This window comes from Corynebacterium canis (assembly GCF_030408595.1).
Taxonomy (GTDB): Bacteria; Actinomycetota; Actinomycetes; order Mycobacteriales; family Mycobacteriaceae; genus Corynebacterium; species Corynebacterium canis.
On sequence record NZ_CP047080.1, the window covers coordinates 332783 to 355858 of the forward strand.

General features: G+C 59.6%; 12 protein-coding genes. 8 read left to right on the forward strand and 4 right to left on the reverse strand.

Annotated elements, in window-relative coordinates:
* Nucleotides 1-10: 10 nt before the first annotated feature.
* From CCANI_RS01535 to CCANI_RS01560, 6 genes are all read left to right on the forward strand, one after another.
* Entirely contained in the window at nt 11-3556 is a 3546-nt protein-coding gene (locus CCANI_RS01535; RefSeq protein WP_146325612.1) for a DUF5979 domain-containing protein, read from the forward strand.
* Between the two features lie 357 nt (nt 3557-3913).
* Entirely contained in the window at nt 3914-10480 is a 6567-nt protein-coding gene (locus CCANI_RS01540; protein WP_146325613.1) for a DUF5979 domain-containing protein, read from the forward strand.
* A 177-nt stretch (nt 10481-10657) separates the two neighbouring features.
* Entirely contained in the window at nt 10658-11827 is a 1170-nt protein-coding gene (locus CCANI_RS01545) for an acetyl-CoA C-acyltransferase (protein WP_146325614.1), read from the forward strand.
* Nucleotides 11828-11834: 7 nt separating this feature from the next.
* Nucleotides 11835-12881 carry an enoyl-CoA hydratase/isomerase family protein gene (locus CCANI_RS01550; RefSeq protein WP_186750415.1) on the forward strand — a complete coding sequence of 349 codons (1047 nt, stop codon included), beginning with the start codon at nt 11835-11837 and terminating at the stop codon, nt 12879-12881.
* Nucleotides 12878-13654, forward strand: coding sequence for an enoyl-CoA hydratase (locus tag CCANI_RS01555; protein ID WP_281285015.1), 777 nt, complete (start codon nt 12878-12880; stop codon nt 13652-13654). The genes CCANI_RS01550 and CCANI_RS01555 overlap by 4 nt, the downstream gene beginning before the upstream one ends.
* Before the next feature lie 415 nt (nt 13655-14069).
* Nucleotides 14070-15647, forward strand: a complete 1578-nt coding sequence (locus tag CCANI_RS01560; RefSeq protein WP_290211527.1) for an HNH endonuclease signature motif containing protein — start codon at nt 14070-14072, stop codon at nt 15645-15647.
* 50 nt (nt 15648-15697) lie between these two features.
* On the opposite strand, the gene CCANI_RS01565 is transcribed toward CCANI_RS01560, so the two are convergent.
* Nucleotides 15698-17437, reverse strand: a complete 1740-nt coding sequence (locus CCANI_RS01565; protein WP_186750417.1) for an AMP-binding protein — start codon at nt 17435-17437, stop codon at nt 15698-15700.
* 217 nt (nt 17438-17654) lie between these two features.
* Nucleotides 17655-18224 (reverse strand): TetR/AcrR family transcriptional regulator, encoded by a 570-nt coding sequence (locus CCANI_RS01570; RefSeq protein ID WP_146325618.1) that lies wholly within the window; start codon nt 18222-18224, stop codon nt 17655-17657.
* A gap of 143 nt (nt 18225-18367) precedes the next feature.
* Between CCANI_RS01570 and CCANI_RS01575 the strand changes: the two genes are divergently transcribed.
* Both CCANI_RS01575 and CCANI_RS01580 read left to right on the forward strand, forming a co-directional pair.
* Complete coding sequence (locus CCANI_RS01575; protein ID WP_146325619.1) at nt 18368-19570, forward strand: acyl-CoA dehydrogenase family protein; 1203 nt, start codon at nt 18368-18370, stop codon at nt 19568-19570.
* A gap of 18 nt (nt 19571-19588) precedes the next feature.
* On the forward strand, nt 19589-20341 hold the full coding sequence (locus tag CCANI_RS01580; RefSeq protein WP_146325620.1) for an SDR family NAD(P)-dependent oxidoreductase: 753 nt from the start codon (nt 19589-19591) through the stop codon (nt 20339-20341).
* Between the two features lie 324 nt (nt 20342-20665).
* On the opposite strand, the gene CCANI_RS01585 is transcribed toward CCANI_RS01580, so the two are convergent.
* Both CCANI_RS01585 and CCANI_RS01590 read right to left on the reverse strand, forming a co-directional pair.
* Nucleotides 20666-21754: a DDE-type integrase/transposase/recombinase gene (locus CCANI_RS01585; RefSeq protein WP_290211329.1), complete on the reverse strand. Its 1089-nt coding sequence runs from the start codon at nt 21752-21754 to the stop codon at nt 20666-20668.
* Nucleotides 21754-22254: a transposase gene (locus CCANI_RS01590; RefSeq protein ID WP_290211528.1), complete on the reverse strand. Its 501-nt coding sequence runs from the start codon at nt 22252-22254 to the stop codon at nt 21754-21756. Before CCANI_RS01590 ends, CCANI_RS01585 begins: the two co-directional genes overlap by 1 nt.
* Nucleotides 22255-23076 lie beyond the last annotated feature (822 nt).

The window sequence follows — 23076 nt, forward strand, 5'->3', positions numbered from 1 at the left end:
CACCTGCACCATGGAGCAGGTTCTTAAGAATGAGCGTGGCACGAAGTGCGGCAATGTGACCGAAACAGTCAAGCCCGCCACAGTCGAGTTCAAACAAGATCCAAACGATCCGAAACGTGCCGAAGTCCATATCACGGCTCCGTTCGATGAAAACACCGCGTATTCCCTGGGTAACCTTAAGACCCTTGTGTTTGGCAATGTGGCCGCTGGGGCCGATTACAAAAACACCGCCCAGCTATTCCTGAAGCAGCCTGATGGCACGCTGCAGGAAGTGAATAACGTGTACACACGCACGGCAAAGGTTGACAATAAGGTCAATGTTACTGTGCAATTCGATCAAAACAGCGGTTCGTTCGAACTGGAGAAGGGCGTCAAAGGTGATATCTTCGGTGTGGATCCGAACGTCCCGAACGTATTCGAGTACAAGTATGAATTACCCGCAGGGACCACGTTTAACGATTGGAAGACCCTTGAGCCGTTAAAGGCTGAGTCCAAGAACGTGACCGAGAACAGCGGTGTTGCTACGATGACCGTGCTGCCCTTCAAAAAGGGTGTCCCAGAGATGACTCTTGCAGGCGGTAACAAAGTCCCCGTCGCGTTCCCCATTGGAACGAAGATTGTCGTGAGCGAATTGCTTGATGATGCCACCCCGATCAAGAACGTTGCCGCCGGTGAGCAGAACCATTTCTGGGGTAGGCCAGCCTACTTCGTTGGCGATGCGGCGAAGGCTCCGGAATTTGAGGTTAAGCAAGGTTTGACCAAGCTGCGTGTGGATAACGTCGTTGAGCCCGGCGTCCCCGTGTTCGTTGAAAAGAAATGGGACGGCGTCAAGGATGGCCAGAACCTGCCTGAAAAGATCGTTTTCAATTATGTTTGCTCCCTGCGCGGGGGACAAGACATTAACGGCTCTTTCGAATACAAGGTAAAGGATGGCGGTAAACAAGCCATTGGTTACTTTAAGGCAGGCACCGAGTGTCGTTTGACCGAAGATGTAGCTGGTTTGGTTATTGACGGCGTCGATCCTGCAGTCAAGTGGGATCGTACTGCGGACAATGATCCGGCTACGGGCGTTGCAACCGCAGACAAGGACGATGAGCAGAACCGTACCGTCGGTGTGACGAACAATTACACGCCGCGCGTTGGTACTTTTAAGGTGCAGAAAAAGGTCGTCGGTGTAGAGGCCGATGCCGCCAACGGGAAGCCGTTTAAGTTCCAGTACACCTGCGAAGACGGCCAAGCTGGCGAACTTGAGGCGCCGGGCAATGGTGACGCGGTTTCGAGTGGGATGCAATTCCCGATCGGTACCAAATGCTCGATCACTGAGGTTGGCGCAGTTGAGCCGATCGAAAATCACGTGCTTGCAATTCAGCCACCTGCGCAAACGGTAACGGTTGCCGCAGACGCTCCGACCGCGGTGTTTACGAACACCTACAACGCATTGGGCACCTTCGAGGTTGTGAAGAACGTTGAAGGCGTTGATGAGATCCCGCTCTTGGAGGCCAAGACCTACGAGTTTGAGTACATCTGCAACGTGCGCGGTGAGACCGAGGCAGGCAAGATCGAGGGCGTAAAGCACAACGGTACGCCTACTCCTGCGGGCAAGTCCTTCCCCAAGGGGACCACCTGCGAGGTAACCGAAATTGCGGATAAGGCTCAGATCGATGGTTACACCGCAGCGCCGCACAGCAAGGTGAGCGTTGTTATTGGTGGCCCGAATGAACCCGTGGTCAAGGCTGAGTTCTTAAACAAGTACACCCGCGATACCGCTTCCTTTAAGCTGCGCAAGGCAGTAACCGGCGAGGATCGGTTTGCGGCGGATCACTTCAAGGTTGAATATCGTTGCGATGAGGGCGATTGGAAGTTCCTGAACCTTCCGGGCAACGGTACTTGGGTTGAGATCGAAGGCATCAAGACTGGCAGTAAGTGCGAAGTTCGGGAGGACCGTGAGGCTGCAGAGCGTCTTGGCTATGCCCTTGCTGTGAACTACGAGTATGCAAACGGCCAGGTTGTTCAGAAGGACAAGCCCGTTGAAGTAACCGTAAAGAACAACTACACCCCCATTGACGGCGACTTTGTGATCGCCAAGAGCGTGGAGGGTGATGTCAGCGAAGCCATCAAGAATAAGGAATTCACGTTCCAGTACAAGTGCACCCAGCCAAACGGTGAGGTGAAGAAGGACGAGGTGAAGCTGAAGGGCGGCGAGACCAAGAAGATCGTTGGCATCCAGCAAGGTTCTGTATGTGAGCTTGAGGAAACCAATGGTGCGGTGGATAACACCGATTGGACCGTTAACGTGGAACTTTTCGAAGGCGACATTCTGAAGCCGGCCGCTGAGCAAGGTGAGGCGCCCAAGCCGAACGCCGAGGTTGCGGCCACTCCGGTCGCCGAAAAGCTCCTTACTCAAGGCAACGAGGCAGAGGCCGACAACAAGGATGCGGCTCCCTCCGACGAGGCTCCCTCCGACGAGGCTGCTGCTACCGATGAAACTCCGAAGGCACCGGCTCCTGCCGACGAGACACCGGCCAATGTAGAAACCCCGAAGGTGGAGGCACCGGAGGTTGCTCCGCAAGGCGAGGTTGATGGCAAGAAGGCTAAGTTTACGGTGATGGGTCAACCCATTGCGGTTGCATACACGAACAAGTATGTGCAGCACTTTGGTGGCCTCAGCGTTGCCAAGGCCGTGACCGGCGATGTTGACGATGCGATGCGGCAAAAGACGTTTACCTTTAACGTCAAATGCGCCAATGGCATGACCGATACGCTGACGGTTCCTGGGGACGGCAAGGCTGTAACGTCTCAGCTTAAGCTTCCGGTTGGCACCACATGCGATATCGAAGAAAATGTGGAAGAGGCCAAGGTTGCCGCCTTCGACCTCAAGCCTCCGGCTAAGCAAACCGTGACCGTCTCCAAGCGAGATGAGGTTGTGGCCAGCACCTTTACCAACGAGTACACCGCCCACAAGGGCACGTTCTCTGTGGCCAAGAAGGTGAAAGGTCTGCCTACGGAAGAGGCCAAGAGCAAGGAATTTACCTTCAATTATGAGTGCTCGGACGATCAGAAGGGCCAAGTGAAGGCTAAGGGTGACGGTGTCGCCGTGGATTCTGGTGTGATGGTTCGCACGGGCGTCGAATGTATCCTTACCGAGGAAGTCGAATCCGCAGAGGTCAAGGGTTACACCCTGGGTCTGCCGGAAGCCCACATCGTCCAAGTGAAGTCGAAGGACCAAAAGGTGGAGGTAACCTTCACCAACGAGTACGTGCCGGACCCGAAGATTCCGTCGGCTCCTGAGGGCAACAATCCGAAGCCCCCGAGCCCGTGGTACCTGCTGCCGTTCCTGCCGCTGATTTTCGGTGGTGGTAACAATGGCTCGAGCACAGGTTCGCAAAGCACGACGCCGGCACCGAATTCGCCGCAAGCTCCCCAGGGCAAAAACGCTCCCCAAAAGGGCGTTCTTGCAAGCACTGGTGCTTCGGTGATCGGGATTGGGTTGCTGGCCCTCGTGATCACGTCCGCTGGTATATTCCTCGCGGTTCGCGGTCGCAAGAATAACGGCTAAACGCGGCGGCTAAGCCACGTTCAACCAATAGGACCCCAGGTGGATAACCACCTGGGGTTTCTTGTGTGCGATTGCAGATCCACGAAACCTTTGTCAGGCAGATTCGACCAAGCCGGTAGCGGCAACCATTTTTATTACTCAGTGCATAAAAATCCCGCTTTTAGGATGGATGATTGTACGGGGGTTAACACACGGGGGTGTTTTAGTTTGGAATATATCATTAATACGCAGGCATTTTTGCCAAAGCCCCATCACTTAAACGTTACACTATGTAAGTATCAAATAAGCGTCTTGCTAAGCGTCCTCTTAATGTGGCTAACTTGAACCAGAATTTATTGAGCACAAGAGGAATGAACAGTGAAACGCTACCGAAGATTTTGGCAGCTACCCGCTACGGTGGTGGCTGCCCTTGGATTGGTGATCGGCGGTGCACCACCGGCGGCGGCCGATGACACCACCACGAGTCAGGCGACGTCCGCGACGCCCACGCCATCACAGACTTCAGAGGCCCCCGAACCAAGCGCATCGAGCACGCCATCGACGACTGATGCGGGAGATCCTGAACCGCCGGGGGAACCCGGTAACTTGGACCCAACCCCAGTACCGAACCCAATTGCTGGAACGAACCTGAGCTATTCCGTGAAGGTTCTTTCCGATGGCACCGTGGACTTTGACAGTGACGATTCCGCAGGCAATGACTCCGGCCCGAAAAACGGGATCGTGCGCGTCAACGATACGGTGACGTACCGCCTGAACTTTGCGGTCAACGAGGGACAGGGATCAAACTCCACATTCACCCTTTCGTTACCTAAGGGCATGGAATTTGATTCGCTTCCCAGCGTGTGCCTGTCCGGCAATATCAGCCCTTCCAGCGCGGGCGAGCCTAGCCTGCCGCTGAGCGCGAGCAGTGTCGACGAGCTAAAGGAACAAACCCTGACCTGTAACGTCGGCACGCTGAGCGCTGACTCGAAGGTCATTGATATCACCGCCAGGGTCTTGGGCTACGTGCACAATGGCACGGAGCTCAAACCGACAAAGGCGACGCTCAAGGTAGATGGGTCCCCCGAATACGTTGTGCCTGAGGATGAACTTCCGGAAGTCACGGCGTCGGCACGCCTCAAGTGGGACATCTCCATGAACTCCATCGCGCTTGAGGAAGACAAAGGCTATTTCTACGGCCCAGCCACGGAGCCCTGTCCTTGGGATAAGGCGCGGGTGTGTAAGCGCTCGGGCTTGAACCTGCTTATCAGCGCCCCGACCAGTGGTAAAGGCGCGATGCCCGCGATCGGCGATTTCACTGCCACCGCAGACCTCTCGTTTGAAACGATGTACCCGCAATTGAGCTCCGCGCAGCTGGAAAAGGCCAACGGGGACAAGGACAAGTACGGTTCGCGCATCGTGTATGTGGGCGGCTATTACAGCGCCCCAGGGCCGAAAATTGGCATCACAGACCAGGGACTTCTGCATACCCCAACCAATGCGGTGCGGGATTCCGGCGCTATTACCTTTGATAAAGATAAGGTCGCAGAGCCCGTAGAATTCCGCGTGAGCGGGGCGGATATGTCACTGCGCACGTACCCCTCCCATGCGTTGCGCCCGGATAATACGCCTATCCCCGGCAATAGGGCCTACGCCGTATCGCACTATTTCAGCGTGTATACGCCGGTGGATACGATCAGGGAGTTCGGTGTTGAAAAAGACGGCGTGAGAACCCTACATACCACCTATCGGTACACCGAACTTGATATGAACGGGTTTACCAGCAATGATCACCTGAACCTTGCTGGGCAAGACGCGTTTAATGATTACCGCACCGCAACGCCGAACATCACCACGAAGGGTTCCCTGAATAAGGCGTTTACCGGTGTGCCTGGGGCGGAGCGCAATATGGCTCCGGTCGAGTTTTCGCCCGGTTATGCGTCCCGCGGCGAGGGGCCTCCCGGCGGCGCAACCATCCGCAGCGGCGGCATTACCGTGGCGCCCAGCCAGGAGGTGCTTTCGCAGCTGCTGGTCGTGGGTTCGCGCTCGGAGGACCCGATAGATAAGACCGTGGTGCTGTGCGATTCCTGGGACAATAGCCGTTTGCACTTGCATGCGAAAGACGTGCCGGCGAGCGCGTACCCTGGCACCACCTTCCAGTCCATTCCTTCAAATGGCGCGCCGGTGTGGGTTTCCGGCTACAACAACGTGAAGTCCGGGGACGGTACCCGCTGGGCCACCTCGGCGGCAGAGGCACCGCAGCTCACGGTGCAATACTCTGCTAAGCCTGGCGGCGCCGAAGCGGCTTCCCAGTGCGGCGACGATAACGGTCCGTGGTTCGATGACCCCGCCGCAGTACCGGGTAACGACGCCGCGCTGCTCGCCAAAGGCATTTACACCGGCGTGGGCCGCGTGCGCGTGCATGCCGTCTTGCCGGGACCGGTAGCCAATACGGTTTCCGCAGGTAGCGGCGTAACCATGGTGTTGAGCATTAACCATCGGGTGTCTGAGACCAATAATAATGTTGGCGATATCGTGCCGAACTGGGCAGCGATGAAGGCTATCGACGCCGTGATCCCCGATGTGAATGCCGCGCTGCAGGATCCGACCGCTTGGTCGAATTCCGGGTACGTTCCAGACAAGCATCAGGGTTCTCCCGGCGATCGTCTGATTGTCGCGCTGGCCCAGGCCCGCGTGGATAAGAAGGTTCGCCGTGGTACGGATGGCGAATTTACGGATACCCCGCCGCAGGTCAATGGTGGCGGCACCGTTGATAGCGCCACGGGGCAGATTGTGCCCCCGGATACCGTGCAATTCCGTCTCACGCCGTCGCTGACCTCTGGTGCGCTGACCACCGGGATTCTCAAGGAATACTGGGTGGAGGATTGCGTACCTACCTCGCTCGACTATGAGAGCGCCGAGCCGCGGCCGGCCATTGTGCAAAAGGTGGCCAAGAAGGATGGCTCCGACACTGAGGTGGTGCTGCCGGATGGCGCAAAGATCACGGGCTGCAAGGCGGATGAAACCTATATCCGCTGGGTGTATCCGCAGCAAGAGGTCAATAGGCCCATGGATCCGATCATCTTGACCACCAAGGTTTCCCCGCTCGCGCAGGCCGGCGTGTACAAGAACACGGTGCTGGTGTGGGCCGAAGGCGACCAAAGCGACGTCAAGCAGCGGCTCGATTCCGCCGAGGTGCAGATCAATAACCTGGGCGGCATCAAATTGGACAAGGTCGCGCTGACCCCCGAGGTGCAGGTAAACCGCACTGGCCAGCAGCACCACGAGCTGAACAAGTGGCAGGTTTCCCTGGTGAACACCGTGCCCCCGGGCGATGATGCGCCGGTAGAAAACCCCGACATCATCGATGTGCTGCCAAAGAACGGTGAGGCGGACTCCAACTTCAATGGTTCGCTGAGCTTTGTTTCCGCCAAGGTGGTCAATGGCGGCGATAAGGTTCGCATCCAATACACCAAGGATCCGGACGTTAAGCTTGATCCGCGCGACCAAGGCAGCACCGTGTGGTGCGACGCGCCGACAAGCAATGATGAGGGCTGCCCCAAGGAGTTGGCCGAGGTCACCGGGTTGCGCATCCAACGGCCCGGCAAGTTTGTGAGCTCGGATAAGATCACCGTGGAAGTGGCCATGAAGGGTGAGGGCAACGCCAAGGGCGATGTGTACGTCAACCGTGCCTTCGCCGTGGCACAGGGCCTGCAATTCCCGGTCGGCCCCATCGTCCGGCCCGAACGCGTCGTCGAATCCTCGATCGGTGACTACACCTGGTGGGACATCAACCGCAACGGCATCCAAGATGATTTCGGTGGCGCTCCCGAAAAGCCAGCACCCGGGGTGACCGTGAAGCTGGAGGGCACCGACGACCTTGGCAACAAGGTCGCGTTGGAAACCACCACCAATGATGCCGGGCGCTATCTCTTCTCAACGCTGCGCGCCTCCGATGCAAAGGGATACAAGATCACCTTTGCCGGCAAGGGCAAGCTGACCACGCAGAAGGCCCCCGGCTCGAACGTGGACAACGATTCGAACGCAAATCCGGACACGGGTGAGTCCGATCCGGTTGTGCTGCCCCCGAACACCGAAAACCTGTCCGTTGACGCCGGCTTCACGGCAACCGGCAGCCTAGTGTTTACGAAGCTGCTGAAGGGGCAGGGCGTGGATAAGTACGCGCCTGGGGACGAACTCGAGTTCGACGTGCGCTGCGTGCTGGACGGCCAGGAAGTGCTGCAAAAGACGCTCACCATGACCGTGCCGAAGGGGAAGACCGAAATTACGGCCGACCCGATCAAGGACATTCCGGCGGGTGCGGTCTGTACCGTCACCGAGACCAAGGGCGGCAACTCCGACCCCGGAACTCCGCCCAGCACCAGTGTAGAAATTGAGTTCGATAGCGAAACCGGTACCGGCAATGAGGAACAGATCGCGCTGACGAACAACTATTCGGCAGGCGTGATTCGGATTGCCAAGAAGCTCACCGGTGAGCCGCAGGCCATCGAAGACGCGAAAACCCGCAACTTTGTGTTCGATGTGACCTGTAAGCTCGCGGACGACCAACCGCCGGTGCTGCATATCCAAGGCGTCACCGTGACCGGTGAAAACTCCGTGGAAGTCAAGGGTGAAGACGGCAACCCGGCCAAGCTGCCCAAGGGCGCGAAGTGCTGGGCGGCGGAAACCGACGCCGCGGGAGCGATCGCAACTACGATCGATCACCACGACTTCGCCTCCGGCGCATTGATCGACCCGGCTAATCCGGAGGAGCTCGCGGAAATCACCATTACGGCGACCAATACCGTGGAAATCCCGCGCGTGCCGTTCAAGGTATCCAAGGTGCTCGTGGCCAACGGTTCCACCGGTAGCGACGAATTCGGCATTAATTACCAATGCTCCGCACCCGGGCGTGACGCTGCTGGTGCGGAAGTCCCCGCCGACGGCAGCGTGAAGGTGACCGCGGGCACGGACGTTCTTGTCGGTGACTTCCCCGTGGGCACGGAATGCGAACTCACGGCCGAAGCGCATCAGGATCGCAAGGGCTACACCCTAACCATCGATCTCGGCGACAAAGCCCAAGTTGCGGCCCCCGGCCTGACCCTTGTGGCTACGAACACCTATGTGCGTGACCTCGGCGGCTTCGAGGTGACCAAGGTTGTCGGTGGCGACGATGCGGACGCCGCGAAAGACAAGAAGTTCCTGATCGACTACGAGTGCTTCGATCCGATAGTCGGCGGCGGCTCCATGTCGGGTTCCATCCCGGTCTCCGTGGCTGGCGGCCCCGCACGAGTTACCGGCATCCCCACCGGTTGGGAATGTAGCTTAAGCGAGGATGAGAAGTCTGCGGAACGCCCGAACTACACGTCCACCAAACGTGTGGTTGAGCCCAGCAGGCTCGTTATTCCGGACAAGCCCGATACGCCCGATGCGAACAACCTGGTATCGGTCACGGTGACCAATGAATACTCCCGCGACCACGGCAGCTTCGCCGTAACCAAGAAGGTCACCGGCGACGATGCCGATACCTTCCGCGACAAGGTATTCAAGGTGAACTACACCTGCGGCGAGCAAAGCGGCGTGGTTGAGGTCAAGGGCGACGGCGTAGCGGTCCCCGGTCCGCGCGTGCCCACCGGCACCAAGTGCGTGCTCTCCGAAGACCTCGCCTCGGCAACCGCGGACAACTATGCGGTAGCCCCGCTGGTCACGCCGGCCGAGTTTGTGGTCTCCGAAAAGGATTCCGTGACCGCGGTGCAGGTGACCAATGAATTCAAGCGCGATAAGGGCGGATTGGCGTTGACCAAGCAGGTCACCGGCGACGCCGCAACCCTCGCGCCAAAGGAATTCACGTTCGAATACACCTGTACCGGATTGCCGGCGGGCGAAACGCGCCAGGCCAAGGTAACCCCCGGTAAGGTCACCCAGATCACCGATTTGCCCACCGGTAAGTGCACCATCACCGAGCTGGCCGCGGACGTGGCCCAAACCGACCGCGTTACCCTGCTGAGTGTGAATGGCGGCAATGCCGTTGACGGAAACAGCGTTGAGGTGGACGTCGAAAAGCAGCAAACGGTGAGCGTGCACGCGGAGAACGAATACACCGCACATCGTGCGAAGTTCGAGATCAGCAAGGTGGTCAACGCGGACGTGGACCCAGCGGGCATCATCGCCGACAACGTCTACGAGTTCACATATAAGTGCGAAAACCGTGGCACCTTCGAAGGCAGCCTCTTTGTGCGTGCCGACGGCAAACCCGTCGCCTCGCCAGAGCTTCCCACCGGCAGCAAGTGCACCGTCGAAGAAGTGGCCAGCTCCGCAGCGCACTCCGGATTCGACGTGGTAACCCCCAAGCCATTCGAATTCACGCTCGGCGAGAAAGACTCCGTGCACAAGATCGAAGCCGTGAACAACTACACCCGGCATCGTGGCACGTTCTCGCTGGCAAAGGTGGTCAAGTCCGTCGTGCAAACCGGCGGTGGGAGCTACACCTTCAGCTACGAATGTACGGACGGAACCAAGGGCGATCTGGTGGTGCCCGGCGACGGTAAAGCGGTGGCGTCCAACGCCAATATCGAGGTCGGCGCTAGCTGCCGCGTCTGGGAGGACGTGGAGAAGGCGCAACGCCCAGGGCTGTTGCTGCGGCCCGCCGGCGACATGACATTTACTATCGATTCCAAGGGCCAGCACGTGGAGCTCACGGCAGTGAATACTTACACGCCGCCGGTGGTCCCGTTCATCCCGCTGATCCCGATCGTGCCGCCGCTGAACCCGGTGGTGCCCGGTTCGGCCCCGCCGCCCGCGAGCGGAAATATCTTGACCCAAATCGTGGAAAAGGGTGGCCAATTGGCTAAAACCGGTGTGAGTGGGATGGTCTTGCCGCTCGCCGGGCTGGCACTGATCCTGATCGCAGGAGGTGTGGTGCTGGTACGCCGCAAGAAAGACTAACCAAGATGCGAGTTAGCTCATGTAGTTAACGCGCGCAGGGCACCGGCCGGTTTCGGTCGGTGCTTTCTTGGTTTTTGGGCCGGAACCCTCCCCACTGCGAAATTTTCGAAAAGATGTGGCGCAGGTCTCACCCTATGCAGTACGATAACCTTACAAATCGTACATCTAGGAGGTCCTGTGGTTTCCCATTCCCCCTCGGGCGCAGACGTAGTCATCGTTGGCGCCGCCCGCACCCCGCATGGTCGATTACTCGGCCAGCTCGCGTCATATTCCGCCCCCGCCCTTGGTGCCGTCGCCATCGCGGGCGCCCTGGGCTCGATTCCCGCCGCGAAGATCGAAGCTGTGTTCATGGGCCAAGTGCTTCAGGCGGGGGCCGGGCAGAATCCGGCGAAGCAGGCCGCGTTGGCTGCGGGGATTAGCCCCAGCGCGCACACGTCCACGGTAAACAAGGTGTGCCTGTCCGGCCTCGCCGCGATTATCGACGCCGCGCGCCTCGTCCGCTCCGGTGAGGCCAGCGTGGTCGTCGCTGGCGGCATGGAGTCTATGACCCAAGCCCCGCATCTCCTCCGAAACGTGCGTACCCAGCATAAATACGGTCATATCACCGCCATCGATCACATGGCGTATGACGGCCTGACCGCCGCTGATCTCGGTATTTCCATGGGTGAGCTCACCGAAAAATACGCGGATGTGTATCCGGTGACCCGGGAGGAGCAGGACGCCTACGCCGCGGAGTCGCATCGCCGCGCGGCGGCCGCCTGGGCTGACGGGATCATGGCCCGCGAGGTCGTCCCGGTTGGCGAATGCACGAGCGATCAAGGCGTTCGCCCTGAAACTACCGCGGAGACGTTGGCCAAGCTGCGGCCCGCCTTTATTCCGACCGGCACGATTACCGCCGGGAACTCCTCGCCGATCACGGACGGTGCGGCCGCCGTGGTGCTGACCACCCGCGACGTCGCAAAGCGGGAGGGTTGGGATGTGCTGGCTACGTTGTGTGCGGTCGGCCAGACGGCGGGCCCCGATTCCTCGTTGCAGCAGCAACCCGCGGACGCGCTGCGCGCCGCATTAGAACGCCAGGGCTGGTCGGCCGAGGATCTTGACATCGTGGAAATTAACGAAGCTTTTGCCGCCGTGGTGGTGCATTCGGCGCGTGTGCTTGGCATCGATCCCGCCGCCGTCAATGCGAACGGGGGTGCGATTGCCTTGGGGCATCCGATTGGCGCTTCGGGGGCCCGGCTGGTGGTGCATGCCGCTCATCAATTGGCCGCAGGTGCCGGGGAACGCGCTGGCGTCGCATTGTGCGGCGGTGGCGGCCAAGGCGAAGCCCTGCTACTAGCAAAAGGATGATCGAATAATGAGCACTGTGATCGCAGAAACCGTAGGCAAGGCGGGGATTATTACCCTGAATAGGCCGCAGGCAATGAACGCCTTGACGCTGGAGATGGTGCGCGAGATGGCAGCATGCCTGCAGGCGTGGCGCACGGACGACAATGTCGCGCTGGTGATCGTCCGCGGCGCCGGCGAACGCGGACTATGCGCAGGTGGGGACGTTGTGGGCCTCTACCACGATGCGCAGGCGCGCGGCACCGAAGGCGCCACCTTCTGGGCCGAGGAATACCAACTGAACCTCGATATCGCGCAATACCCCAAGCCGTATGTGGCGCTGCAGACCGGCATCGTGCTGGGCGGCGGCATCGGCATTTCCGCGCACGGTTCGCACAGGATTGTTACCGATAGCACGCGTGTTGGCATGCCTGAGACCGGCATTGGCTTCGTTCCTGATGTGGGCGGGACGTACCTGCTGGCCCGCGCCGCCGACAATCTCGGCGTGCATCTTGCGCTTACCGGCGCGCACGTAGGTGCCGCCGAAGCCATCGCGTGCGGGCTTAGCGACGTCTACGTGCCCGAAGACCGCCTCGACCCACTGGTAGAAGCTTTGTGCGAAACTGGCGATCCCGGGGTGATCGATAACTACGCCCAATCCGTGCCGGAAGGCTTCGCCGCGGAGCGCGCCGACATGTCCCGCATCTACGCCGCTGACAGCGTAGAACAAATTCTCGAACGGCTCGATGCGGAGGAAGCCGATTGGGCCGCCGACGCCGCCCGCCGTATCCGCCGCAATTGCCCGCTGGCGCTGAAGGTCACCCTGGAATCGGTGCGGCTGGCCCGCGGCCAAAGCTTGGCGGAAGCACTGGATACCGAATTCCGCGTTTCCAACAATATGCAACGCGGCACCGAATTTATCGAGGGCGTGCGCGCCCAATTGGTGGACAAGGACCGCTCCCCGAAGTGGAATCCGGCTACGTTGGAGGAAGTAACCCCCGAAGCAGTCGCCGCCATGTTCGGACCGATCGAAGACCCCCGCATCGCCGATATCAACCTAGCCTCGAAGGAGCAATAGTGAACTACGAAAATATCCTGGTGGATACGAATGGCCGCGTCGCCACCATCACCCTCAACCGCCCCAAGGCCCTCAATGCGCTAAACGACGCCACGATGCGAGAGGTCGCCGCCGCCACCCAGGCGCTGGACGCGGACCCCGCAGTCGGCTGCATCGTGATCACCGGAAGCGAAAAGGCGTTCGCCGCCGGTGCCGATATCAAAGAAATGGCGGAACAATCAGCCACCGGCATGTTTTCCTCCGATTGGTTTGCCGGCTGGGACGCGCTGGGACGGGTACGCAAGCCGGTGATCGCGGCGGTGTCCGGATACGCATTGGGCGGCGGCTGCGAACTCGCCATGATGTGCGACTTTATCCTCGCCTCCGAGACCGCCAAGTTTGGCCAACCCGAAATCAATCTGGGCGTGCTGCCCGGTATGGGTGGCTCGCAGCGGCTTACCCGCGCCGTCGGAAAGTCCAAGGCCATGGACATGTGTTTGACGGGGCGCATGATGGACGCCCAGGAGGCCCTGCAATCCGGCCTGGTGTCCCGAGTGCTGCCCGCGGAGGGATTCTTGGACGAGGTAGCCAAGGTGGCCGAACTCATCGCCGCCAAGTCTTTGGTGGCTGCGCAAATGGTCAAGGAAACCGTGAACGCCGCCTTTGAGACCACGCTGCAGCAGGGCATTATGTTCGAACGCCGCGTGTTCCACTCCGTCTTCGCCTCCGAGGACCAAAAGGAAGGCATGGCCGCGTTCGTGGAAAAGCGGGATCCTGAATTTAAGCATCGCTAACCATGTGAGCAAAACCCGGCGCCCGCTTTGTCGCTGGTGGGGGTGGTTTCATTCACCCCTGTCTGTGTATTCTGGTTTGTGGGCAAGCTCATAGTGTTTTCTGCTGCGGGCTTCAGTGTGTTGTTTGATGGTTTTTGGTCCCGGGTGCGTTGTTCGTGGGTGTGGGGGCGTGTGGCGGGCGCTGGTGGGTGTGGTGGGTGTGCTACACCATGGCCGTGGTGTGGGCAAGTGTTGTGTTGCCCACCACGGGTTCGGGTGTTGTTTTGCCTGGTCAAAAGGGGTGTGGTGGGGGTGGTGTTCCGGTTGTGTCCAAGGTGTTGTGCGTGGTTGCGGCCCTAGTAGCTGGTGTGTTCGCTGGGTAGAATAAGGGCTATACAGTACATGTTCGGGAAGGGTTTCGGGAGGTGACGCGGCGATGACGACGCAACAGGTGGATCCGGTGGATTCGGTGGTGGGGTTTGTGGTGGATGATCCGCAGAATTTCATTGGTGCCGCCGAGTTGGAGGCCAATCGGGTGTTTTTACATAATTGGTTGTTGGCGACCTTTGGGTTGGATGTGCACCGGTTGAATATCCGTGCGTTGGTGAAGGAATTCGCGGTGCACAGTGGCACGTATTCTGAAGCGCGGATGTATAACATTGTGGGTGGGTGTTTCCTGCTGCATGAGCGCCTTCCCGGGTTGAAGGCGCACGCGCTGGAGCACAATTATCTTAATTATGAGCGGTTGCGGACGATTTGGTTTGCCCTGGTGACGGTGTCTTTGGATGCCCCGGGCTATGTGTGGCGTGATATCGATACTGTGTTGGTGGGGTTGTTTACCCCGACCAGGGCGAATCAACCGTTGCCGAGTACGCGGCGGATCCGGCAGGTGCTGCGCGATACCTTGATCCGGTTGCACATTGTGGAGGAAACCCCACCGGAGGAGGAGTTAACCGAGGAGGCGATGGCCGCCCGGATTACGGCGATGTGTGGGGTGGAATTGTGGGAAAGCCCGCATGCTGGGGTCAGTGTGCTCAATGTGACCTTACCCAGTGATGAAGCCCATGAGATTAAACAACGCCTAGCCGCGGGGGCGAAAAAGTTGAACCTGCGGGAAGATGAGATCATCACGAATCGTATTTGCGGGAGTGGGGAGCAGCGGGATGCCGGGTGTACCGTCCACCTGTTTGGCCTTGGTACCCTTACCGAGGCCACGAAGGTGGTCCCGGAGCGGCTGCATGGGGTGGGTTTACTCACCGGGGAGCAACGCGACCGGATTAGTGGCCGGGATTTTGCCTACACCAATATTGGCGATGTGGCGGAGGTGTTGCGGGCTGCGCATGATCCCACCGAGGAGCAACGCTTGTTGATCATGGGCCGGGATGGCACCTGCCGGTTCCCGGACTGCACCATGGACGCTACTTTCTGTGACATTGATCATGTGATCAACCATGAGGTCGGTGGGTGGACCACCGCCTCGAATCTGCAGTGTTTGTGTCGGCATCACCACAATTTCAAAACCGACCGGCACGCCACCGCCAGCACCGATACCTACGGTAATGTCACCTGGCGGTTTGCCACCGGTGCGACGATTACCACGATTCCGCAGGGGGTGCTTGCCGGCCATGTGGTGGGCTGCCCCGCAGGGATCACCACCCGCCACAGCCAGCCCACGAAAACCGAGGAGGACTACCAGCAGCCGCCGATCCGGGAGGATTTCGGCCGGTGGGGCACCACCTTAATCAACTACCGCAACCGGCAACGCGCCCGCTACCTCGCCCGCCACCGGCTGGTTGCCAATATTCCCACCGAACTGCCGCCCCTGCCCGAAGCCCCACACCCCGAACCCCCACCAGATGACCAATGGCCCCAAGAACCACCCACAGACTACACACCGCCCAGGCCACGATGGGCGAAACCACCCTACCAGCTGGCGAAACTGCAGAAACGAGCGCGCCAAGCCAAACACCACCGCCGAACCAACACACCGCGCAAACGCCAACGCCGCAGCTAACCAACACCCCGGCCGGAGCGGGGCGTCGATAAGCTGCGGTAGGAATCCAACTATCCCTTTAAGGAGGCGAAATCCGTATCGGCGTACTCGGTGCCAACGGTGGTCGAGCCCTGGTCTGCCTTGTGGATCTCGTTCTCGCGGCGGCGCAGGTCAACGCGGCGGATCTTGCCGGACACGGTCTTCGGCAGCTCGAAGAACTCGAGGCGGCGGATGCGCTTGTACGGAGCGAGCGTATCGCGGCAATGCTTCAAGATCGCCTCCGCAGTCTCCGCCGTCGGCTCCCACCCGGGCGCGAGGGCCACATAGGCCTTGGGCACCGCCAGGCGAATCGGGTCCGGGGACGGAACAACCGCAACCTCCGCTACGGCAGCATGTTCGATTACTGCGGATTCGAGCTCGAAGGGGGAGAGGCGATAGTCGGAAGCCTTAAACACATCGTCGGAACGGCCGATATAGGTGAGGTAGCCGTCCTCGTCCCGTTCGGCGATATCGCCCGTGTGGTAGAAGCCGTCGCGGAAGATTTCCTCGTTCTTGTCGGGATCGCCGTAGTAGCCCGGGGTGAGGCCAACGGGGCGCGGGTCCAAGCGGAGGCAGATTTCGCCGGTGTCACCTATTTCGTCCGTGGCTGGGTCGATGAGCACGACGTCGAAACCCGGGAGCGGACGCCCCATGGAGCCGGGCTTCACCGGTTGAGCTGGGGTATTGGCGGTTTGCACGGAAGACTCCGTTTGGCCGAAGCCGTCGCGGATGGTGGTATTCCACGCCTTTTCCACGGTGGAAATCAGCTCCGGGTTCAACGGCTCACCGGCCGCAACGACTTTCGACGGCGGGTTGGGCAAGCGTGTCAGGTCAGCTTGCGCGAGCATCCTCCAGACGGTCGGTGGGGCGCAGAAACTGGTCACGCCTTCGTCGGACATCTTTGCCATGAGTGCCGCGGCGTCGAAACGCGCGTAGTTGTACAGGAACACAGTTGCGCCCGCAATCCACGGTGCGAAGAAGTTGGACCAGGCGTGCTTGGCCCAGCCCGGGGCGGCAACATTGAGGTGGACATCCTTGGGTGTAAGGCCGATCCAATACATGGTGGAAAGGTGTCCGACGGGGTACGAACTGTGCGTATGTTCGACAAGCTTGGCCTTGGAAGTGGTGCCGGAAGTGAAGTACAACAGCAGCGTTTCATCGGCGCGGGTGGGCTCGGTGGGAACGAATTCCTCCGGCGCCTCGAAGGAATCCGAATAGCGCAACGTGGGGTGCGCCGACTGCGCTGTGGGCTCGTCCCCGACCTGGATTACGGTGAAATCGCCGGGCACGTCTTGGAACTTCGCAGCGTCCTCACCACCGGCAATGACCCAAGTGACCGAGGCGCGTTGGGTGCGGTCCGCGAGGTCGGCGGAGCCCAACATGGCGGTGGCGGGATTGATAACAAAGCCCGCCTTGATGCAGGCAAGCATGCTTTCCCACAGCTCCACCTGATTGTTCAGCATCAGCATAATGCGTTCGCCGCGCTGCACGCCCTGATCCAAAAGCCAATTCGCAAGTTGGTTCGAACGGCGGGAGAGTTGGTGGTAGGTGCGGCGGGTGTCCGTGCCGTCCATTTCGGAAATCACGAGCGCTTCCCGATCCCGCGAATCTGGGTGCTGGCCGAGGTAATCGAACCAGTCCAGGGCGAAGTTAAAGTGTTCGAACCGGGGCCAAACGAATTGCTCGCGGGCCGCGTCATAGTCCTCGCGGAGGTCGAGGAGCAGGTCGCGGGCGGCGAGAAACTCGGCGGTGGTGGGGCTGATCTGGGTCATGGTGCTCCTTCTTGGCGCTGGTAGGCGCGCATCATCAGCGTTTGGAGTGTGTGGAGGTTCCGGCAGGGTTGCGCACCTGTCGGCCCGAAGCCACAAGACTTGTGCCACGTCATATCCCTTTGCGAGATGTGATGTGGGTCGCAGTCTAAAGGCTGGTGGGCACGAAGGTATAGCCAATTCCGAAACTCGGACATCCGCTACCCCAAAACGTGGGGAGCTATGAGCGGCGGTGAATCCCGTAAATTACCAGCTCTCCGAGCTCTTTGTAAGTATCCGCGACGGGCAGCGTATCCGCATAGTGGCCCTGCTGGATTTGGCTCATAGAGGTCTCAATCAATCGCGCCAAAAACTCCGCGGGCAAGGGGCGGAATTCCCCGGCGGCGACGCCTTGGTGCAGCAATTGCAGCATCCGCTGGGTAGCTGCCTGGGTATTGGTGGCATAGATTTCCTGGGCTACCTTTTCGTGGGCAAGATCGCGCATGAACTGGGAGGATGCGGGTTGGAGGGCGTCGAAAATGGCGGCAAAGTAGGCCTCCAGCGCGGCCTGTGCGCTGGGGTGGCCGGCGAGGGCGGCTTCGGTGTGCTGGGTGATTTCGCGGAAGAAATCTTTGACCACTTTCTGGATGATTTCGTCGCGGGACTGTCCCAGCGCGTACATGGTGGATTTGGAGCAATGGAACTCCTTGCAGGCGGAGTCGATGGTGAAATCCGAGAACCCGGAGTGGAGGAACTTGGCCCTTAAAGCGTTGAAAAGCTGTTGCTGACGTGCTGTAAGCGGTGTGCTCATTGCGTCCCTTCGGGGGTATTGAGGGGGTGATTCAGGGGTAAGCCTGGGGCTTGTTTCGCTTTAAGTCTTCCATAGGGCAACCCGAAACTGTACTATGTGAGCCATAATCGTACTGTGTGGCCCAGGTCACCTTTTGAGAGGATATGACACCCATGCTTAACCCCACCGACCCCCAATTGCTTGCAAATGTGAAGTTCCCCGATGCGGACATCCTGCACGTGGCAAACATGCTGCCCGAACATGAGCAACAGCGCCTCCGCGAGCTCCACGAATTCCTGCAGGCCGAGATCCGCCCGGTGGTGGGAGAGTACTGGGACCGCGAAGAATTTCCGTTCGATCTGCTCCCGAAGCTGGCCGCGCACGGGCTTGGTGAGCTTGAATTTTCCGGGGCCAGCAGGCTGTTCAAGGGCCTCGCGTACGCGGAGGTAACCCGCGCGGACGTATCGCTTTCGGCGTTGGTGGGTATCCACAACGAACTGGTGGTTGATCTGCTGGATCAGCTCGCCTCGGAGGAGCAAAAGCAAACCTGGCTGCCGGGCCTGCGGCAATTCCAAAAAGTGGGGTGCTTTGCGCTCACGGAACCCGACCACGGTTCGGATATCGCCGGCGGCTTGGCTACCACCGCCGAGCGCACCGAGAACGGGTGGGTGATTACCGGAAGCAAGCGCTGGATCGGCGGCGGAACCTTCGCCGACTTCGCTATTGTGTTCGCGCGTGATGTTGCGGACAATCAGATCAGAGGTTTCATCGTTGAGCTCGACCGCGAGGGCGTGACCAAGGCCAAGATCAGCCGCAAAATGGGCCTGCGGATCATGCAGAACGCGGACCTCACCTTCGATCGCGTGGAAATCCCAGCCGAAAACCTGATCCCCGGGGCGGCTTCCTTCGCCGCCACCAATGTGATGCTGCGGAACTCGCGGGCCTGGGTGGGCTGGCAGGCCGCAGGGATCCAACTCGCGATCTTTGACCGCGCCCGGGCGTACGCTCTTAGCCGGGAGCAATTCGGCCGGCCGATCGCGAAGTTCCAGCTGGTGCAAGAGCAGCTCGCCCGCATCCTTGGCAATGCCACCGCTAGCCTCGGCATGATGACGCATATCGCCCGGCTGCAAGAAGATGGTCAGTTCGATATGCCCCACGCCGCCCTCGTGAAAGCCACCGGTACGCGCCTTGCGCGGGAATCCGCTCAGCTCGGGCGTTCGATGGGCGGCGGGAACGGGATCCTCACCGAACACGAGCTCTCCAAGTTACTTGCCGATGCCGAAATCCTCTACACCTACGAGGGCACCTACGAGGTCAACTCCCTCATTGTCGGCCGCGCGGTCACCGGCGTGTCCGCGTTCGTATAACTATAAGGAATACTCGCCATGCAACTCACCACCGACCACGTAGTCTTTATCACCGGCGGCGCCTCCGGCCTGGGTGCCGAGACCGCCCGCCAATTCGCAAGCACGGGCGTAAAGGTCGTCGCCGCCGATTTGCATCTGCCGGAGCAGCCAATCCCCGGCGTTCACTATGTGCAAACAGATGTCACCGACCCCGCCCAGGTCCGCGCGGCAATCGCACAAGCGACCGAACTTGGCGAACTCCGCGTTGCGATCACATGTGCGGGCGTAGCGCCAAGCATGCGCATCGTCGGACGCAAGGGCACCCACGACCCCGACGTTTTTACCAAGGTGATCAATATCAATCTCTGCGGCACCTTCCACACATTGGCCGCCGCCGCGGAGGCGATGTCCCAGCTAGAGCCGATCGATCAAACCGGCCAGCGAGGCGTAGTAATCATGACCGCGTCGGTGGCAGCGTTCGAAGGTCAGATCGGACAGGCTGCGTACGCGGCGTCGAAAGGCGGGGTGCATGCGCTTACGCTTACGGCGGCGCGTGATCTGGCGACGCAGGGCATTCGCGTGTGCGCCATCGCGCCTGGGGTTGTGGACACTCCGATGATGGCCGCCATGCCCGCAAATGTGCGCGAAGAACTGGAGCAACGCGTGCCATTTCCGCAGCGTATGGCTAAGCCTGCCGAATACGGCAAACTGGCGTTCGCTATCGTTGATAACGATTACCTCAATGGCGAAACCGTGCGTCTCGACGGCGCGCTCCGCATGCAGCCACGCTAACTCACCGTTACCGAACGCAAGGCTCAGTCACTTTGGTTGCGTGCTACGCAAAGTTGCCATTTCAGGCCTTATAGCCGCGCGCATACCCTAATACCCCCAAACGCTCCTCAGGGGCGTTTCCTGTTGTGCACAAAGTTCCCGATTTCCAGCCGTTCGGCGGGCGATTTGCGGGCTTTGGGGGCGGGCTGGCAGGTTTTTGGGCGGCCGGAAGGGCTGCGGCGATAGGTCGTGCACTCCGCATGAAATTTTTTACACACAAATCCCGGATTCTGTGTAATTCGCCGCGTGCCATTGAGTTGTGAACTTCTTTGATTGTTCTTGGTTTTATTGTACTTGGTTTTGTGGGGTTGGTGGTGGTGTTCCGATTTTGATGCCGACGGTGGCTGGTGGTGGTTGGAACATGGATCGTGGTGGGCGTCGTTGGGGGTAGGTGTTGTAGTAGATTTCTTCCTTTGCTTTGCGGTGTTTGAGTAGTGGTTTCCATTCGCCGGTGTAGACCTGTTGTGGGGTGAATCCGGCGAGGCCGCTGTGTGGGTCGTGGTTGTTGTAGGCGTCGATGATGGAGGCCATGGTGTTGGCGGCGGCCTTGATATTGGGGTAGCTGGTTAAGGCGTAGCGGTGGTGTTTGAGTGTGCGGTGGGAGGATTCTTCGAAAGGGTTGTCGTTGGATACTCCGGGGCGGATGAGTGAGAGTTCTACGCCGTTGGCGTCGAGCATTTGGCGCATTTGGGTGGAGGTCATGACAGCACCGTTGTCGGTGTGCAGGACTCGGACCTTGGCGTGGTTGAGCTGCTCGGCGGCGATGACTTGGGCGATGAGGTCGGTGGCGATGTGTTTGTCTTGGCGCAGTTGTACGGTGTGGCCGACGATTTTACGGGAGTGCAAGTCCAGCACGGTGTAGAGGTGAAATCCCTTGGTCATAAAGGATCCGGGGAGCCAGGTGATATCCCAGCACAGGACTTCGCCGGGCCGTGTCGCGGTCACTATTCGTGGTGGTTGCGGCGCCCGTGGCGCGCCGTGGCGCAGCGGTGCTGGCACCGTTTTGATTTCATTGTTCACGCGGTAAAACGTCCGCAATGAGCCGAGCAAGGGCTCCTCGGAATCGACATGGCTGAAAAAGATTTTATAGACCGATAATCCCTGCTCACGACCGTCGCGAAGCAATGCGGCGATACGTTGACGCTCCGGGGCGCTAATCGTTTTCGGCGGCGCGGCCTTTGGGTGTTGTGGTGGTTTCTTCGGCCGCGGATGCCGCCGGTAATACAGGGTTGTTTTCGCAAGCCCAAGCAGCTTCAATGCCGCGTTTTGGGTATAGCCAGCCGCCGCAAGCAACTCTAAAATATGGTCTTCAAGCTTAACGAACTCATCGAAATCGGCTTGCTGCTCTGGGGAAAGTTTCCGGCCACCACGCATCAACGATCGGTATATTTTTGCATGGCGGCGATAGCTTTTCCCATCGCCTCCACCGCCTTGGCATGCGCAGTGGTGGCAGCATCCTTATCCGCAACCACCTTTTCCAATTCAGCGATCCGCGCCTCCAATTTGGCGTGACGTGTTTCCCACTTCGCGCGCGCAGTCTCCCACTTCGCGCGCTCGGTCTCCAGCTTCGCACGCTCCGCCCCCAGCTCGGCGTTAAGCGCCTCCAACTCCTGATTGCGCTGTGTCAGCCGAGAAAACTCCACGATATTTTCATCACTCGTAGGAATATTTTCTCGCGGTGTTAACCCGATGTCGAGCGTGCCCGCCGCAAGCTGCCGCCGCCACAAATACAACTGCCGCGGCGTCACCCCGGCCGCCCGGAGGAACTCTCCCTTCAGACCATGCTTGGTCTCCGCATGGGCCAACACGATCTCCCGGCGCTGCTCCGCAGTAAACGTCCGGTCCGGATCTACCGGAGGGATCTGTACAGACATCTTGAACCTTCCTTCCTCATCCCCATGACCATCACGGGGAAGCTTCCGAAAGTTCACATCTTCAATGGCAAGGTACGATTTTCATCATCCAGGGCAGCCCAGAGGGCCCCGCCGCGATATGTTTTACACAGATTCCGGGATTTTGATGTAAAAAATATCGGTAGACACCGTTCAACTCTCAGTGCGCTATTCCGAGGGGTCAAATAGCGGACTGTCATGGCGCGCCGAAGGGAAATATTGAAGACAACCTAACGCATGGCGGCAATTTCAGGTGTTGGAATTTGGTTGCGGGTCGACTGGGGCGGGTGGTTTTGGCGACCCGCCGACTCCACTCAAGAGCAATAGCCTTAAACGCCGGATACATATGGTATTATAGCTACCATTTATGCGGTGGGCGGGCCATGGGGACTGATCGGCGGGCGATCTGCGGGCTCTGGGGGCGGGCTGGCAGGTTTTTAGGCGGCGTGAGGGGCTGCGGAGATAGGTCGTGTACTCCGCATGAAATTTTTTACACACAAATCCCGGATTCTGTGTAATTTTCATCATCCAGGGCCGCCCAGAGGGCCCCGCCGCGATATGTTTTGCACAGATTTCGGGATTTTGATGTAAAAAATATCGGTAGACACCGTTCAACTCCAGGCGGGCAAAAGGGTAGGGGTCAACCTACCGATTAAAGAAGGGAATTGCGGGCAACCTACCACCATAGAATGGCGCACGGAACGGGATTCGGCAATGGTTTAACATGGGTAGCCGATTTCGAGGGCTTAGAGGCCAAATGGGGGCGCCGCCTTGAAATGGGACGTGCACAAAACGCCCGAGGGA

Coding starts and splice junctions, on each gene's coding strand:
- CCANI_RS01575 (WP_146325619.1), top strand. CDS start 18,368: ATGACACCCATGCTTAACCCCACCGACCCCCAATTGCTTGCAAATGTG.
- CCANI_RS01570 (WP_146325618.1), bottom strand. CDS start 18,224: ATGAGCACACCGCTTACAGCACGTCAGCAACAGCTTTTCAACGCTTTA.
- CCANI_RS01580 (WP_146325620.1), top strand. CDS start 19,589: ATGCAACTCACCACCGACCACGTAGTCTTTATCACCGGCGGCGCCTCC.
- CCANI_RS01550 (WP_186750415.1), top strand. CDS start 11,835: ATGAGCACTGTGATCGCAGAAACCGTAGGCAAGGCGGGGATTATTACC.
- CCANI_RS01535 (WP_146325612.1), top strand. CDS start 11: ATGGAGCAGGTTCTTAAGAATGAGCGTGGCACGAAGTGCGGCAATGTG.
- CCANI_RS01565 (WP_186750417.1), bottom strand. CDS start 17,437: ATGACCCAGATCAGCCCCACCACCGCCGAGTTTCTCGCCGCCCGCGAC.
- CCANI_RS01560 (WP_290211527.1), top strand. CDS start 14,070: ATGACGACGCAACAGGTGGATCCGGTGGATTCGGTGGTGGGGTTTGTG.
- CCANI_RS01590 (WP_290211528.1), bottom strand. CDS start 22,254: ATGTCTGTACAGATCCCTCCGGTAGATCCGGACCGGACGTTTACTGCG.
- CCANI_RS01585 (WP_290211329.1), bottom strand. CDS start 21,754: ATGCGTGGTGGCCGGAAACTTTCCCCAGAGCAGCAAGCCGATTTCGAT.